This window comes from Candidatus Salinivivens marinus (assembly GCF_965655845.1).
Lineage (GTDB): Bacteria > Pseudomonadota > Alphaproteobacteria > Rhodobacterales > Rhodobacteraceae > Salinivivens > Salinivivens marinus.
This window is the reverse complement of the sequence record NZ_CBFHHX010000007.1, coordinates 107,943-123,652: the sequence shown is the minus strand read 5'-3', so window position 1 is coordinate 123,652 and position 15,710 is coordinate 107,943. Positions and strand designations below refer to the sequence as shown.

The 15,710-nt window shown below is 40.0% G+C and carries 14 protein-coding genes; 8 read left to right on the top strand and 6 right to left on the bottom strand.

What is annotated here, in order from left to right; translation table 11 throughout:
- Window positions 1-2: 2 nt before the first annotated feature.
- Genes fmt through def (ACTF5Q_RS08040) form a run of 3 tightly spaced genes read right to left on the bottom strand, consistent with a single transcriptional unit; the run spans window position 3 to window position 1,939 of the window.
- Window positions 3-923: a methionyl-tRNA formyltransferase gene (fmt, locus tag ACTF5Q_RS08050; protein WP_438954111.1), complete on the bottom strand. Its 921-nt coding sequence runs from the start codon at window positions 921-923 to the stop codon at window positions 3-5.
- A complete protein-coding gene (def, locus tag ACTF5Q_RS08045; RefSeq protein ID WP_438954110.1) occupies window positions 920-1,414 on the bottom strand; it encodes a peptide deformylase in 495 nt (164 codons plus the stop codon). The genes fmt and def (ACTF5Q_RS08045) overlap by 4 nt, the downstream gene beginning before the upstream one ends.
- Window positions 1,415-1,939 (bottom strand): peptide deformylase, encoded by a 525-nt coding sequence (gene def / locus ACTF5Q_RS08040; protein WP_438954109.1) that lies wholly within the window; start codon window positions 1,937-1,939, stop codon window positions 1,415-1,417.
- A gap of 123 nt (window positions 1,940-2,062) precedes the next feature.
- Here def (ACTF5Q_RS08040) and ACTF5Q_RS08035 point away from each other — a divergent pair, with 123 nt between their 5' ends.
- A complete protein-coding gene (locus ACTF5Q_RS08035; protein WP_438954108.1) occupies window positions 2,063-3,235 on the top strand; it encodes a MalY/PatB family protein in 1,173 nt (390 codons plus the stop codon).
- Window position 3,236: 1 nt separating this feature from the next.
- Here the strand turns inward: ACTF5Q_RS08035 and ACTF5Q_RS08030 are convergent, their stop codons facing one another.
- Window positions 3,237-3,581 (bottom strand): hypothetical protein, encoded by a 345-nt coding sequence (locus ACTF5Q_RS08030; protein ID WP_438954107.1) that lies wholly within the window; start codon window positions 3,579-3,581, stop codon window positions 3,237-3,239.
- A 404-nt stretch (window positions 3,582-3,985) separates the two neighbouring features.
- The gene (gene smc, locus ACTF5Q_RS08025) at window positions 3,986-7,441 is read right to left on the bottom strand and encodes a chromosome segregation protein SMC (RefSeq protein ID WP_438954106.1); all 3,456 of its coding nucleotides are present in this window, start codon (window positions 7,439-7,441) and stop codon (window positions 3,986-3,988) included.
- A 170-nt stretch (window positions 7,442-7,611) separates the two neighbouring features.
- On the opposite strand from smc, the gene ACTF5Q_RS08020 reads away from it, so the two are divergent.
- Window positions 7,612-8,073: a GNAT family N-acetyltransferase gene (locus ACTF5Q_RS08020; protein WP_438954105.1), complete on the top strand. Its 462-nt coding sequence runs from the start codon at window positions 7,612-7,614 to the stop codon at window positions 8,071-8,073.
- A gap of 46 nt (window positions 8,074-8,119) precedes the next feature.
- On the top strand, window positions 8,120-8,902 hold the full coding sequence (locus ACTF5Q_RS08015) for a FadR/GntR family transcriptional regulator (protein WP_438954104.1): 783 nt from the start codon (window positions 8,120-8,122) through the stop codon (window positions 8,900-8,902).
- A 5-nt stretch (window positions 8,903-8,907) separates the two neighbouring features.
- On the opposite strand, the gene ACTF5Q_RS08010 is transcribed toward ACTF5Q_RS08015, so the two are convergent.
- On the bottom strand, window positions 8,908-9,714 hold the full coding sequence (locus tag ACTF5Q_RS08010) for an alpha/beta hydrolase (RefSeq protein WP_438954103.1): 807 nt from the start codon (window positions 9,712-9,714) through the stop codon (window positions 8,908-8,910).
- Between the two features lie 74 nt (window positions 9,715-9,788).
- On the opposite strand from ACTF5Q_RS08010, the gene ACTF5Q_RS08005 reads away from it, so the two are divergent.
- From ACTF5Q_RS08005 to pnp, 5 genes are all read left to right on the top strand, one after another.
- Complete coding sequence (locus ACTF5Q_RS08005; protein ID WP_438954102.1) at window positions 9,789-11,267, top strand: NAD-dependent succinate-semialdehyde dehydrogenase; 1,479 nt, start codon at window positions 9,789-9,791, stop codon at window positions 11,265-11,267.
- 62 nt (window positions 11,268-11,329) lie between these two features.
- Window positions 11,330-12,238, top strand: coding sequence for a tRNA pseudouridine(55) synthase TruB (truB, locus tag ACTF5Q_RS08000; protein WP_438954101.1), 909 nt, complete (start codon window positions 11,330-11,332; stop codon window positions 12,236-12,238).
- 10 nt (window positions 12,239-12,248) lie between these two features.
- Window positions 12,249-12,773: a DUF1643 domain-containing protein gene (locus ACTF5Q_RS07995; protein ID WP_438954100.1), complete on the top strand. Its 525-nt coding sequence runs from the start codon at window positions 12,249-12,251 to the stop codon at window positions 12,771-12,773.
- Between the two features lie 166 nt (window positions 12,774-12,939).
- Window positions 12,940-13,209 carry a 30S ribosomal protein S15 gene (gene rpsO, locus ACTF5Q_RS07990; RefSeq protein ID WP_153902274.1) on the top strand — a complete coding sequence of 90 codons (270 nt, stop codon included), beginning with the start codon at window positions 12,940-12,942 and terminating at the stop codon, window positions 13,207-13,209.
- Window positions 13,210-13,424: 215 nt separating this feature from the next.
- Window positions 13,425-15,557, top strand: coding sequence for a polyribonucleotide nucleotidyltransferase (gene pnp / locus ACTF5Q_RS07985; RefSeq protein ID WP_438954099.1), 2,133 nt, complete (start codon window positions 13,425-13,427; stop codon window positions 15,555-15,557).
- Window positions 15,558-15,710 lie beyond the last annotated feature (153 nt).

Sequence of the window (15,710 nt, the reverse complement as noted above, 5' to 3'; positions counted from 1 at the left end):
TGCTAGGTAAAAGAACTACCGATTTGTATTGGAAAACCGCGTAAGAAGTCCTCAGTGGTCTGAACCAACTTCCCTGGTCTTTGGAGTAAAGTAATTTCCAATGCCCCTCCCTTGCAAGCAATTACTAATGGCGTTCCAATTACCATACCTGGCTCTGCTTGATTATTTTGCTTCGAACTATTTATTCTAACATTCAAAAATTTTATTCGCTCGCCGTTGTAATAGGTCCAGGCACCGGGGTATCGCGAAAGGCCTCTGATTTGCTGCTCTATTTTTTGAAAATCTAATGACCAGTCAATCTTTGCCTCTCTTTTATCAATTTTTTTGGCATAAGAAACTTCTTTAGTCGACTGAGGTTTTGGAATAAACTCGTCAATCTTTTTTATTGCTTCAATTAGCAACTTTGCTCCTAAATCAGCTAATCGCTCGCTCAATACACTAGTTGTATCGTCTGGTTTAATTGGCACTAATTCCTTTGCAACTATTGGCCCCGTATCCAAGCCTGCATCCATTTTCATAATACAAACCCCAGTTTCACTATCCCCAGACATTATTGCGCGGTGAATAGGAGCCGCCCCTCGCCATTTCGGCAAAATAGATGCATGAATATTTAGGCTACCATACGTAGCAGTCTCAATAATCTCTACGGGTAAAATCAAACCGTAGGCGACTACGACCGTAAGATCAGCATTCAGATCAAAAAATGCTAATTTATCTTTTTGCAATTTGAAATTTTCAGGCGTTCTAACTCTTATCCCATATTTTAATGCCATTTCATGCACGGGAGTAAGGTTGACTTTCTTACCCCTTCCTGCACGCCTAGGTGGCTGACTATAAACACAAGTAATTTCATGCCCAGCCTCGATTAATTTTACGAGTGTTGGAATTGAAAAATACGCTGAACCCAAAAATACTATTTTCATTGTCTTTTTTTAGCCTTGCGAATTAACATATCTCTCTTCACAGCCGAAAGCCTATCAAAATACATTACTCCATTTAAATGATCGATCTGATGCTGGACAGAAGTAGCCCAAAGGCCCTCAAAATCAGTTCTTACGATCATGCCGTCTTTGTCTAAATATTTGACTGTTACTTTTCTTGGTCTTGTAATTTTTGCCGACACGCCTGGAAGATTGGGGCTAGCTTCAACATTTTCATTCATTTCCTTAGATACTTGCAAGATTTCTGGGTTTGCCAGAAGAATAAATTGGCCACGGTTCGTCGACGCATCCACAACCGCTAGACTAGACATAATACCTAATTGACTAGATGCGAGACCGATACATGACATGGCTTCCATAGTATCAGTTAAATCTGACCAGATTTTTTCTATATTTCCATCAATTTTCTTTATAAGCTGCGCTTTTTGCTTGAGTCTTCTGTCTGGCCACATCAGCAATTTTCTTATAGCCATCTATTTTTCTTTTCGCTCCATTTCACGCTTGAATTTTTGCATTTTTCTCGTAATCAACTGTCTCTTTATTGTACCAAGATAATCTATGAAAAGTTTTCCATTTAAATGATCAATCTCATGTTGAACGCAAGTAGACCATAGGCCATCAAATTCTTGCTCTTGCTGATTTCCATTCTGGTCTAGCCATCGAACTTGAACAGAGGTTGGGCGCTTAATTTCAGCAAAATGCTCTGGAATAGATAAGCACCCTTCTTCATAAATATTTTCTTCATCAGAGCTAGCAACTATCTCAGGATTTATCATTACAATCGGTTTACCTTTAGCAGCTTCTTCCTTTTCACAATCCATAACGATAATTCGAGTTAAAACACCAACCTGAGACGCAGCCAAACCAATTCCTGGTGCATGATACATGGTTTCCAACATATCATCCGATAACTCAATAAGTGTGTCATCAATCTCTAAGACTGGTTCACAGATCTTTTTCAACTTAGGATTTGGATGTAATAAGATAGGTCTAAGCATAGATTTCATTTAGGTTAAAAAGTAATTACATGCAACTTCGAAGGGTTTTATTACCTAATGAGGTGCTTGTTTTACACTTTCCATTGCCTTAGTTATGGCACTCTAAAATTATTTGGAAAATTTATGGATTTTGACGAAGTAATAGATAGACGAGGAACACACTCTAGCAAGTGGGATACTATGGAGGAACTTTATGGTGTATCTCCTGATACTGGTCTTTCTATGTGGGTCGCCGACATGGATTTCCGCGCTCCTGAAATTATTCAAGAAAAACTTCGTGGTATAAACTCCCATGGTATCTACGGATACTATGGAGATCACAAAGAATATAATAATTCTATTAAATGGTGGATGAAAAATAGGCACAATTGGGAAATTGATACTTCATGGATTTTCACAACACATGGTTTGGTGAATGGTACAGGGTTATGCATAGATGCATTCTCAAAACCTGGAGATGGTATAATCCTTTTTACTCCAGTTTATTATCAATTCTCTAACCTAGTTGAAGCCGCAGGAAGAAAAGTATTGGAATGCCCACTAAAATTAATAGACAACCAATACCATTTTAATTTTGTAGCATACGAAAGAAACCTGTCAGGTGATGAAAAGATGGTTATTCTATGCTCTCCACACAACCCAGGTGGGCGTGTTTGGACAAAGAATGAGCTGCAGGAAGTTGCTAAGTTTGCGAAGAAACATGATCTAGTATTAGTATCCGACGAAATCCATCACGACCTAGTCTATCCGAACAAGAGCCATACTGTAATGCCAATTGCAGACCCATACGTGTGTGATCGTTTAGTAATGATGACGGCAACAACAAAAACATTTAATATTGCTGGCGCCCATTCGGGAAATGTAATTATTTCCAATCCAAACTTACGTCAAAAATTTTCGCAAAGAATTAAAGCCCTTGGGATCAGTCCCAATAGCTTTGGTTTATTTATGGCAACGGCTGCATACTCACCAGAGGGCGCCCAGTGGCTCGATGAGCTTATGCACTATATTGACGGCAATCGCGTTATTTTTGATAGAGAAATTAATAAAATTCCAGGCCTTAGCTCTATGCCCTTGGAAGGTACATACTTAGCTTGGGTTGATTTTTCTGGTACCGGTATGGAGGAAAAAGAATTTATCTATAGGGTTCAAGAAAAAGCTAAAATCGCAGTAAATCATGGAAGCACTTTTGGAACTGGTGGTGAAAAATTTTTACGCTTTAATTTAGCCACTCCACGAACGTTAGTTGTTGAAGCAACGAAGCGATTAAAGGACGCTTTTTCCGATCTTCAATAATTTAGTTAAGCAATGCCACTGGCTTATCTTTAGGTAATACGAAATCTAAAGCAGGAGTATCTGTAACATCTGTACTTCGTTTAAATTCAAAATGAATTTCACCACTTTCTTCTGTTGATGCTATAATTAGACACTGCGATAAGTGACGGGAACCATCGAAAATATCTACCAAGCCCCTCAACTGCGGGGCATGCTCAATATCCATAGAAAAACCTTTATCCCAAAGCTTTAATACAGGAACAAGAGCTCCATCAAACTCGACCCTCAGCCTACTTTTTTTCACCTTTTTGTCTTTTTGCGCTCTGGTTAGATCAGCATGCAATTCTTTTGATAGAAAAGTCGTCATAAATCCTCCTGACCACAGAATTTTGGACTTACATACAGGAAAATCAAGTATTTTATTTTTGCGGGGAATTTTTACCTGCAACCGAAAATATGCTGCAGTATTAGAATTCGTTTAATATCATGCATTTTTTTATAAAAGCGAATATATTTACGTATACTTTAAGCAACATTTACTAGATCTTGAGGGCGATACGTTCGTTTGTTATGCGGTTAATATGACACAAATACAACATAATCGCGATTTATTTAATAGACGGGCATAACAGCCGTTAAAAGAATGAGATATGTCCCAGACGATATTTTTATTTTCTTGAATTACGGAATCGCGTCGCCATAACAATTTACAGTACAAGTAATGTGACAATTTATTACAAAACTTGACTGGGCTGCGGTGTTCTTCTTTAACTAGGCTACAAGCTGTTCAGCCTTTTTTAGATCGACTGAAACAAGCTGACTCACACCCTTTTCCTGCATTGTTACGCCAAAAAGCCGATCCATTCTCGCCATTGTAACCGCATGGTGGGTAATTATCAAAAAACGCGTATCGGTCCGTCGACACATTTCATTTAACATATCACAAAACCGTGAAACATTTGCATCATCTAGTGGGGCATCTACCTCATCCAAAACACAAATAGGAGCCGGGTTTGCTAAGAAAACGGCAAAAATAAGTGCTAATGCTGTCAAAGTTTGCTCTCCACCAGACAACAGTGATAGAGTTGATAGCTTTTTCCCAGGTGGCTGGCACATAATTTCAAGCCCTGCTTCTAAGGGGTCATCACTTTCGACCATAACAAGATTGGCTTCTCCTCCACCAAATAAATGTTTAAATAATGTTGAAAAATTAACGTTAACTTGCTCAAATGCAGTAAGAAGTCTTTCACGGCCCTCTCGATTTAAAGACGCTATGCCATTTCGGAGTGATCTGATAGCCTCAAGTAGATCTGTTCTTTCTCCTTCTAAATTATCGTGCTCGGCCTGCACTTCTTTCATATCCTCTTCAGCTCGCAAATTAACAGCACCAAGGGAGTCACGTTGTCTTTTTAGCCTATTCACCTCGATCTCAATTTTTTCTGAATCCGGTAATTTCTCTGGATCTTTGCCTAGCTTTTTCAGTAACTCATCAGGAGTTGCTTGAAGTTCATCACGAATACGCTCAACTGCATTATCTACGGTTTCTTGCGCCGCCTCACTCATCGCTTGTGTGCGTGCTCTATGTTCTCGCAGGTTTGATGCTAATCGCTCAGCATCTCGCTCTTCTTCTCGGAAATCGCGTAAAATTTTCTCTGCACCTATAAGATCACTTGTAGCTTCATTTTTTTTTCTACTTGCTTCCGATATAGATATTACAATTTCTTCTCGGCGTTTGGATAACATTTCTGGCTCAGCAAGAGCATTTTGCAACTGTTCTTTGTTGTCTTTTTGTCTCTGTACCAATTCTAAATGCCGTTTTTCTGCTGTTTCCAAGCGATACTTCCAACCACTTAGCTCTTTTACAACTTCTTGTATTCTTTTTATACGCTCATCACCCTCTCGGCGCACCTCATCATGTAAAGCCCTTTTTGACAACATTGCTGCTCGATGCAATTCAACACTATTTTTTGCTTCTTCAACCTCTGCTTTTACATCCTCTAAGTTAGGAAGCTGGCTTAATACTTTTTGGGCGTCGACCATTTGTGCTTGTGTAACTTCAAGGTCTTTTTTGTGCCTTGAGAGAGCCATTGATGATGTATCAAGAAGGTTTATCGCTAGGCTTAGCTCCGCCTCAGCTCGATTTTGGGCCCTTTGAGCATCAGATAGGGTACTATCTGCTTCCTTCATTCTATCTCTTGCAGCCCTATCGTTATTAGTGTCAGCAGCAAGTCTTTTTGTCAAAGATCCATGTGCTGCTTTTGCAGCCTCTAATTGCACATTGGCTCTCTCATTGAGTTGCTTTAATTCTTCTAGTCGATTTAATTGTTCCAAACGTAATGACGTTGCCGTTGGCGCATCTTCAGACCAAGCCCTGAAGCCGTCCCATCGCCACAGGTCACCTTCTGTGGAAACAAGCCTTTGACCAGGTTTCAACAATCTCTGCAACTTCGGCCCTTCATCTGCATCTACTAGGCCAATTTGAGAAATCCGTCGATTTAAAACCTCTGGCACGGACACGTGATGGGTCAAAGGGGTTACACCGTTAGGTAAATCTTGCTGAATCGCCAGTTCGTCTAGAGAGACCCACCCCGATGGCCCATCTTCCGGCACTTGCGGTGATCTTAAATCATCAGCTAGTGCTGCACCGAGAGCTTTTTCAAAACCATGTTCAACCTGGAGACGATCAACTACCTGACCGCCCTCCATAGTGTCTCGCTCCAGGATTTTTGCTAAAGCAGCAACTTCTGCACTTATTGCGTTAGCCTCGCCTTCAGCCGAAGACAAGGCAGCTCTAGCATCTACCTCAAGGGCTTGTGTTTGATTTCTTGTCTCTTCAGCTTTAATTAAGTTTTCATCGGCTTCCTTACTTTGCAACATCGCATTATCAAAAGACTTTTCTGCCACTCTAAGATCATCTTTTGTTTTTTCTTGTGCCTTGAGAGCCTCGGCTCTAGATGCTTCGGCGGCAACTGCCTCTGATTTGTACCTGTTTGTTAAAAGCTCAATCTCTTGCAAATACCTTTCTGCAGATTGATAACGCGCCACTAGCCGAGCCATATCTTCTGTAATTTCAGAAAGCTGAGCTTCTTTTTCTTGTAAATTATGTGCTGCTTCATGTGCCTCTTCAGCTGCTTTCTTCACCTTCGTGTCATGACCTTTTGAAGCTTTATCTAATTGATCAGCTTCCCATTCGAGACTTTTTATTGTTCCCACTGCATCACTGTTTAAGGCAGCTTCACGATCCAAATCTAAAACTAATTGACTTAAACGGGTATTTATCGTTTCTATCCTCGCCTTTGCATCAGCCTCTTTTGCACCTAAAGTATCTCGCTCAACTTCCAACCTTTGAAGTAATGAAGAAGCAATGGACTCTTTTTCTCTCAAAGGTGGAATTTTTTCTTCGGCATCAGACCGTAGTGCAGAAAGTTCTCTGACGGCTTGCTCACTGTTGGAGGCCTTAATTGTACATTCCTGCAACTCTTTTTGAGATTTCAGACTTGCTTCATCGGCCTCTTTCCAGCGACGATATAGCAAAACACCTTCTGCTTCGATTAACTCCTGCATTATCTCACGATATCTCACAGCTTGCTTTGCTTGACGTGAAAGTTGATGTAGCTGCGTAGCGAGTTGCTCTAAAACGTCATCAACTCTTACGAGGTTGCTGTCTGCACCTTTAAGTTTCAACTCAGCTTCATGGCGACGTTGGTAAAGTCCAGATATTCCTGCTGCTTCTTCAAGTATTCGCCTTCTATTTTGAGGCCTAGCATTAATTAACTCAGCAATTTGCCCTTGGCGCACTAATGCTGGTGAATGGGCACCCGTCGAGGCATCTGCAAAAAGCATTTGAACATCACGAGCTCTGATATCCTTGCCTGAAGCTTTAAACGCGCTCCCTACATCCCTGGTAATCCGTCGAACAATTTCAATAAGATCATTATCATTGAAAGCTTTGGGGGCCAGTCGCTGACTGTTGTCTAATATCAATGATACTTCAGCAAAATTTTTAGCTGTGCGCGTTGCTGCTCCAGCAAAAATTACATCTTCCATGCCGCCGCCACGCATTGCTGTTGGCCTGTTTTCCCCCATGACCCATCGAATAGCCTCTAAGAGATTAGACTTGCCACAACCATTTGGGCCCACAATACCCGTCAACCCATCTTGAATTATTAATTCAGTCTGATCTACAAAGCTCTTAAATCCAGTCAAACGCAGTTTGGAGAAGTGCAACTATATACCCATGATTTTTGATTCTATTTCTAAATGGATGAAGCTCAATTAAGTTTAAGTCAATCAATTCTATACCGTATATGGAAGAAAATAAATAATTATCCACAACATATCGTAGATATCATATAAACTAACAGCATAAGAACAGAAAATACTGTTTGGAAAATAATATGAAGTATCAAATAGACTATGCAGATCCGACCCACCCTCAGATAACCGAACTTTTGAGACAAAGTCACAACTTAATGGATAAGCTATTTCCAGATGAGACTAATAATTATCTAGAAATAGAGGCTCTTCTGGACAAGGCGGTACATTTTTTTGCTGCACAGGACATAAATGGTAAATATGTTGGCTGTGGTGCATTTGTTCTATTTAGTGATTATGCAGAAATTAAATCAATGTTCGTGGACCCTAACTATCGTGGTAAAAGGATTGGAGATGCACTTTTAGTTCATATGCTAGAAACTATGGCTGATAACTCGGTACCTGTAGTTAGATTGGAAACGGGAACTCTACTGAAAAGTGCTCTGAATTTGTATCATAAGCATGGTTTTCGGTATTGTGATGCCTTTGCTAACTATACTGAAAACAATTATTCTGTGTTCATGGAAAAAAAATTGAAAATTTAATCAAATATTCTTACCCAATTTTGAAACTTATGAATTGTAGGCCACAATGCCATTTGAAAAAATCCCTAACAATAAATTATCTTTATTCGTCGTTAACCAGATAGAACAGATGATACTAAGAGGTATTCTTAGTCCTGGAACGAGATTGCCAGCCGAACGAAATTTGGCCGATAGACTTGGTGTTTCACGCCCCTCTCTAAGAGATGCAATATCGATATTAACAAATAATGGTTTGCTAGAAACCAAAGCTGGATCAGGGGTTTTTGTTGCAAATGTTTTAGGCAATGCTTTTTCCCCTGCTCTCATGAATTTGTTTAAATCGCATGATGAAGCGGTATTTGATTACATTTCATTTCGTCGAGATATAGAGGGCATAGCAGCGGAACGTGCTGCAAAACAAGCTTCAGAGGCAGATCTTGATGTTATAAAAAGGATTTTTGAGAAAATGGTGACTGCGCATCATAAGCGCGACAATTCTAGACAAGAATCCAGTTTAGATGCTGAGTTCCATCTTTCTATAATTGAAGCTAGCCATAATGTTGTAATGCTACATATGATGCGTTCCATGTATGATCTTTTAAAGGAAGGTGTATTCTACAATCGACAGGCGCTTTTTGTGAACAAATCCAACCGCCAAATACTTCTCGAACAACATGAAAAAATCCTAATCAATTTAGTTAGAAGAGACGCACGTGCATCTCGCATCTCAGCTGAGGCACATTTGGATTTTATTAGTAAAACTTTACAAGAAAATATAATTGCTGAAAAACACGAAAAATTTGCACAAAAACGTTTAGAAATTGAAATTTTGCAAAAAAATAATTCGTAATAAGGTTAGACTTTTTGGAATAAATACTTACACAAATCCGATTTTGGATTTAAAAGCTGATCGATTATATCGAAATGATGAGCATGAGGCTGAATATTTAACCCACATTGCCATTTTTTTGAAAGTATTTCCGCTTGATGTAAGAAGGCTGGGCGCTCGTGTTCACCAACCCAAACCCTTGTGTTTACTGCAAGTGGTTTATAACAGACAGGGCTTTCAGAAATTGCAGACTCCAGTGAGAGATTTAAATCTGAATTCAAATCCGTAAAAATTAATGGTTGTAAATCAGCAAGTGGCGAAATTGGTACAACACGCTTCAGACGATCAGAAACGTTTTTTGGCAACACCCCCTCACATAACATTCTTAATACAAGATGCCCACCAGCTGAGTGGCCTGCGAGCACTATCGGACCCTCGCTCACTCTTTTAGATAGAAAGGTAATACATCGCGCTATATCTTCAGTAATTTGAGCGATGCTTACCTCTGGACATAATCTATAGCTTGGTATTACCGAGGCAAATCCGTTCTCCACAGCACCTAAAGATAGGTGTGACCAGCTCGACTTATCAAAAGCTCTCCAATAACCGCCATGTATGAAAACAAAAAGGCCAACAGTTCTTATTTTTGGATAAAAAATATCCATTTTTTCTCGTTCTGAAGCGCCATATCGAATATCTAATTCTACATTGGAAAGAAGAGCTTTATTGTTTCTAAAATTAGTCGCTTTTACCTGCCATTTTCCTGGGAAACTTTTTGCATCAGCTATATACTTCGCGTTTGCATAATCGTCGCTTAAGTCAACTTCCGACAATTTTTTCTTCCTATAATTAAAAAAAAGCAATACCTGTTATACTGCTGAATATTATATCTACTCGGAGAGAGCCAATGTCTACTAAAACTACAAACCTTTCAAACATGTTACATGACCCCTCTCTTCTAGAGACAAGGGGATACTTAGCGGGAGATTGGGTTAGTGGAGATAAAAACCAAACCTTCGATGTTATAAACCCAGCAAGAGGAGATACTATCGCAAAGGTGGCAAATCTTAGTCGCGAGCAAATCTCGGCAGCCATTGATATTGCATACGAGGCACAAAAAGAGTGGGCCAGTAGAACCGGAAAGGAAAGAGCAAATATCCTGAGACGTTGGTTTGACCTAATGATGGAAAATTCCGAAGATTTAGCTAAAATTTTAACTGCCGAGCAGGGAAAACCATTGGCTGAAGCAAATGGTGAGATAGCTTATGGTGCTTCGTTTATAGAATTTTTTGCAGAAGAAGCTAAGCGAGTTTATGGGGAATTAATCCCAGGGCATCAAAAAGATAAAAGAATAATGGTTCTTAAACAACCAATTGGCGTGACAGCATCAATTACTCCTTGGAATTTTCCAAATGCAATGATTACAAGGAAAGCAGGACCTGCACTAGCTGCTGGGTGCGCATTTGTATCCCGTCCAGCTACAGAGACCCCTTTTTCAGCTCTTGCACTGGGTGTCCTTGCTGAAAGGGCAGGACTACCAAAGGGTATTCTTTCAATTTTACCATCCACTGATGCATCTGGCACAGGTAAAGAATTCTGTGAAAATAAAAAGGTTAGAAAACTCACTTTCACAGGCTCAACGGAGGTGGGGCGTGTTTTATTGGGCCAAGCGGCCAAAAATGTTTTAAAATGTTCCATGGAGTTAGGTGGTAATGCCCCATTTATTGTCTTTGACGATGCTGACTTGGATGATGCAGTTCAAGGTGCAATTATGTGTAAGTTCCGCAATAACGGACAAACATGTGTTTGTGCAAATAGGATATATGTCCAAACTGGGGTGTATAAAGAGTTTGCAGCAAAGCTAAAGAAGGAAGTTTCTAAGCTAAAAGTAGGAGATGGTTTTGACCCTGAAACTACACTTGGACCATTGATCGGTTTGAATGCAGTTAAAAAAGTAAATTCACATATAGAAGACGCAATATCGAAAGGCGCTGAGCCTGTTTATTGTAATACTTATAGCGAGGAAGATGGAAACTTTATTAATCCAACAATTCTCACGGGTGTAACAAGAAATATGAAAGTAGCTACCGAAGAAACATTTGGACCACTTGCTCCACTTTTTGAGTTTTCAACGGTTGAAGAAGTTATAGAGTTGGCCAATGATACAATATTTGGGCTTGCTTCATATTTCTACGCGAAAGACTTGAGCCGTGTATATGAGGTAGCTGAAGCGCTGGAATATGGTATTGTTGGAGTGAATACCGGGATAATCTCAACAGAATTGGCCCCTTTCGGTGGCGTCAAACAGTCAGGGCTAGGTCGAGAAGGAAGTCATTATGGGATAGATGACTTCTTAGAAATGAAATATGTTTGTTTAAGTGTTTGATTTTCAGATTACGCGGTAGGTTCTGATTGCAGTTCTTCAAATTTCAAAATCTTGGTGAAAAATTGAGCAAGTCAAACGCGGCCCAAAATATCAACGGCTGGATCATAATAGACAAACCCACAGGAATGACGTCTACCGCGGTAGTAAATAAAATAAAGTGGGCATGCAGCGCTAGAAAAGCTGGCCATGCGGGGACTTTAGATCCAAGCGCTACAGGAATTTTAGCAATAGCTTTGGGCGAAGCAACAAAAACAATCCCCTACGTAACCGAACAAGTTAAATCATATACTTTCGAGGTAAAATGGGGTGAAGCAACAGATTCAGATGACTCGGACGGGAAAATTATACAAACATCTCAGGTGAGGCCATCTGAACAAGACATAATTGCCATACTCCCTCGTTTTCGCGGGGAAATAAAACAAACTCCACCTTTCTTCTCAGCTGTTAAAATAAATGGGAGGCGAGCTTATGAACTTGCACGCAGCGGAGAAGACTTTGATATAGAATCACGATCTCTATTTGTTAGTAGCCTTAAATTAGAAAAATATATCAGTGAGAATAGTGCTATCCTTTCACTAGAGTGTGGTAAAGGCGGCTACGTTCGATCAATCGCCAGAGACCTAGGACTGGAACTAGGTTGTTACGGTCATGTGAAGTGGTTAAGAAGAATAGCATCAGGATCCTTCAATCTATCAATGGCACATTCGTTAGATACCATATTGAAATTGAATAAAACGTCAGCGGTAAATAATTTTATACTTCCCGTGGAGTTGGGCTTAAGTACAATAAAACATGGAACATGCACTTCAACGGCGGCTGAAAAAATTAAGAATGGAAACTCAGCGCCCATTTTATGCAAAGGAGCAAGAACTGGGGACGAAATTTGGGTCAGCTATAGCGAAATCCCAATTGCAATCGGAAAATATGAAGCGGGAGCATTCCTGCCAAAAAAAGTTTTTAATTTAATATGAATCAAGCTTGATGATCACAAAAAAATTTCTCAAGGGTGATGCTATTTCAGAAGCTACATATTCGAAGTGTGAGAAGTACAGGTATTACCTTTCAAGAGACTGGGACGACACAAAAAAAAGAGTGCATTTTATAATGCTTAATCCATCTACTGCGACGGAGTCTCAAAATGACCCTACTGTGGAAAGATGCGAACGCCGTGCACGGTCACTCGGATATGGCGCATTTTCTGTTACTAATATTTTTGCCTGGCGAGAAACAGACCCAAGAAAAATGGAAAAGGTCAGTGATCCAGTAGGGCCTAAAAATGATAGTATAATTCTGAAAACATGCTTAAATTCAGACCTCAATATTGCGGCATGGGGTACCCATGGAAGTCATCGTGATAGAGGGGTAGTCGTAAAAAAAATATTCCTTGAGGCAAAGTTACAAATATTCAGCTTAGGAATCACAAAGCTAGGATATCCTAAGCATCCACTTTACCTTAGTTATAAAGTAAAACCACAGTTATGGCTAAACGGTGGTATGAATGTCTAAGTTTTTCAGCTTTATGTTTCTCGATCCTAGCATTTTTATTATGGAATTAAAGCACTTCACTTTCTGGAAAGATTAAAATAGATACCACCATTGAAGTGATTCATAATTAGTAACGGTCTTGCTGGACGACATCCTGGCTTGTACCATAAAATAAGAGGATAGTGCGTTGTCGATTACAGCAGAAGAGAAAGCTAAAGTTTTAAAAGAGTTTGCAACAAAAGAAGGAGACACTGGATCTCCTGAAGTCCAAGTTGCAATTCTTACATCGAGAATTAATACATTAACTGAGCATTTTAAAATGCATAAAAAAGATAACCATTCCCGTAGAGGGTTATTGAAAATGGTAGCTCAGAGACGAAAGCTTCTTGATTTTTTAAAGAATAAAGAAGAACAGCGATACAAAGATCTTATTGGTCGCCTTAGTATCCGAAGATAAAATCAACTTATTATATGAAGCCTCCAAAATATACTTTGACGGCGGGTTAAAGTGCTTTGATTAGTTCGCTTTCGTCGCTTTTAATTCTTTTCATCGTGATATATACGCGCGTTATGCAAATACCGGGCTAGTGACCGTGGTTTGGTATGAACAAATTGGTCAGGGGGAATACGCCCCCTATTGGAATGGCTGTAAAGCCTTATTAGGATATGTAGATGTTTGATGTAACAAAAAAATCAATAGAATGGGGTGAGGAAACCCTCACATTAGAAACTGGAAAAGTAGCTCGGCAAGCTGACGGTACTGTCATTGCGACACTTGGTGAAACTTCAGTAATGGCGAATGTAACATTCGCAAAAGAAATGAAAGAAGGACAGGACTTCTTCCCACTAACTGTCCATTACCAGGAAAAATATTACGCTGCTGGTAAAATACCTGGTGGGTTTTTTAAACGAGAGGCACGACCTTCAGAGGCTGAAACATTAACAGCAAGATTAATTGACCGCCCAATAAGGCCCCTTTTTGTAGAGGGTTTTAAGCATGAAGTTTTGGTAATGTGCACTGTACTTTCGCACGATTTAGTCAACTCACCAGACGTAGTAGCTATGATAGCAGCATCCGCGGCGCTTACGCTTTCTGGCGTGCCATTTATGGGGCCAATAGCTGCTGCTCGGGTTGGTTTTGAAAATGGTGATTATATCCTGAACCCGACGGTAGATGATATGCAAGGGCTCAGAAATAATCCAGACCAACGCTTGGATTTGGTCGTCGCAGGAACCAAGGATGCTGTGATGATGGTAGAGTCTGAAGCATATGAATTATCTGAAGATGAAATGCTCGGGGCTGTGACTTTTGCTCATCAGCAAATACAACCTGTAATCGATCTGATAATTGAAGTCGCAGAAGCCTGTGCAAAAGAACCATTCAATTTTAAAGCTCCAGATTTTACAAAACTGCTGAACAATGTCAAAAAGATTGGTGAGAAAAAAATGCGCTCTGCATTTGCAATAACTGACAAACAAGAGCGGCAAGCTTCTGTAAACGAAACGCGCGAATATATAAAAACAAAATTATCAGAAGAAGAGTTAGAAGATCCTAACCTTGGGTCAGCAATGAAAAAACTTGAAGCTGGTATACTAAGAGGCGATGTAGTTAAAGGTGGCAAAAGAATAGACGGCAGATCAACTACTGATATCCGCCAAATAATTTCTGAAACGGGCCTCCTGCCAAGAACGCATGGTTCTGCCTTATTCACTCGCGGTGAAACTCAAGCGCTCGTAGTAACCACGCTTGGTACAGGCGACGATGAGCAAATTATAGATGCATTGCATGGTAATTTTAGATCAAATTTCTTGCTGCATTATAATTTTCCCCCTTACTCTGTTGGAGAAGTTGGGAGAGTTGGTGCAACTGGTAGAAGAGAGATTGGTCATGGAAAGTTAGCATGGCGAGCACTACAAGCAGTATTACCAGCAGCAACCGATTTTCCTTATACGATACGTGTTGTCTCAGAAATTACTGAGTCCAATGGATCATCTTCTATGGCTTCTGTCTGTGGAGGCTCACTAGCGATGATGGATGCTGGGGTACCATTAAAAAGTCCGGTTGCTGGAGTAGCTATGGGTTTAATTCTCGAAGAAGACGGTTCCTATGCCGTTTTAACCGATATTCTCGGTGATGAAGATCACCTTGGAGATATGGACTTCAAAGTAGCAGGTACAGAAAATGGAATAACCTCTCTTCAGATGGACATCAAGGTTGCAGGCATAACACCGGAAATTATGAAGCAAGCTCTATCTCAAGCTAAAGATGGGCGCATGCATATACTTCAAGAAATGTCCAAAGCAATTTCTGAAGCTGGGGAGTTTAGTGTTCACGCGCCACGAATTGAGACTATGAAAGTTGCAACCGATAAAATTCGAGAGGTAATTGGATCGGGTGGTAAAGTTATTCGCGAAATAGTGGAAACATCTGGAGCCAAAGTAGATATCAGTGATGATGGAACAATTAAAATTGCTTCTCCAGACGGTGCATCGATTCAAAAAGCATATGATATGATTTATTCTATCGTCGCAGAACCAGAAGTCGGTAGCATATACACTGGAACGGTTGTAAAGCTGGTTGATTTTGGGGCATTCGTAAACTTTTTTGGTAAGCGAGATGGTCTAGTGCACGTGAGCCAAATTGAAAACCGCCGGCTTAACCATCCATCTGATGTATTGAAAGAGGGCCAAGAAGTTAAAGTTAAACTGATGGGCTTTGATGATAGGGGTAAAGTGCGATTATCAATGAAGGTTGTAGATCAAGACACTGGTGAAGAAATAGTTGAAGATAAAAAGGAAAGCTAAGCATTACTATGGAGGACGCCATTTTAAAGTGGCGTTCTCTTTACTATTATTCGTTTCGTAACGAATTAATTTGTTTTCTTAAAGTAGCTAATACCACGCCCCAAGTTTTTCTGTTTTCTTTTGGACCAAGTATTTCAGCACCTCTCCTTCAAC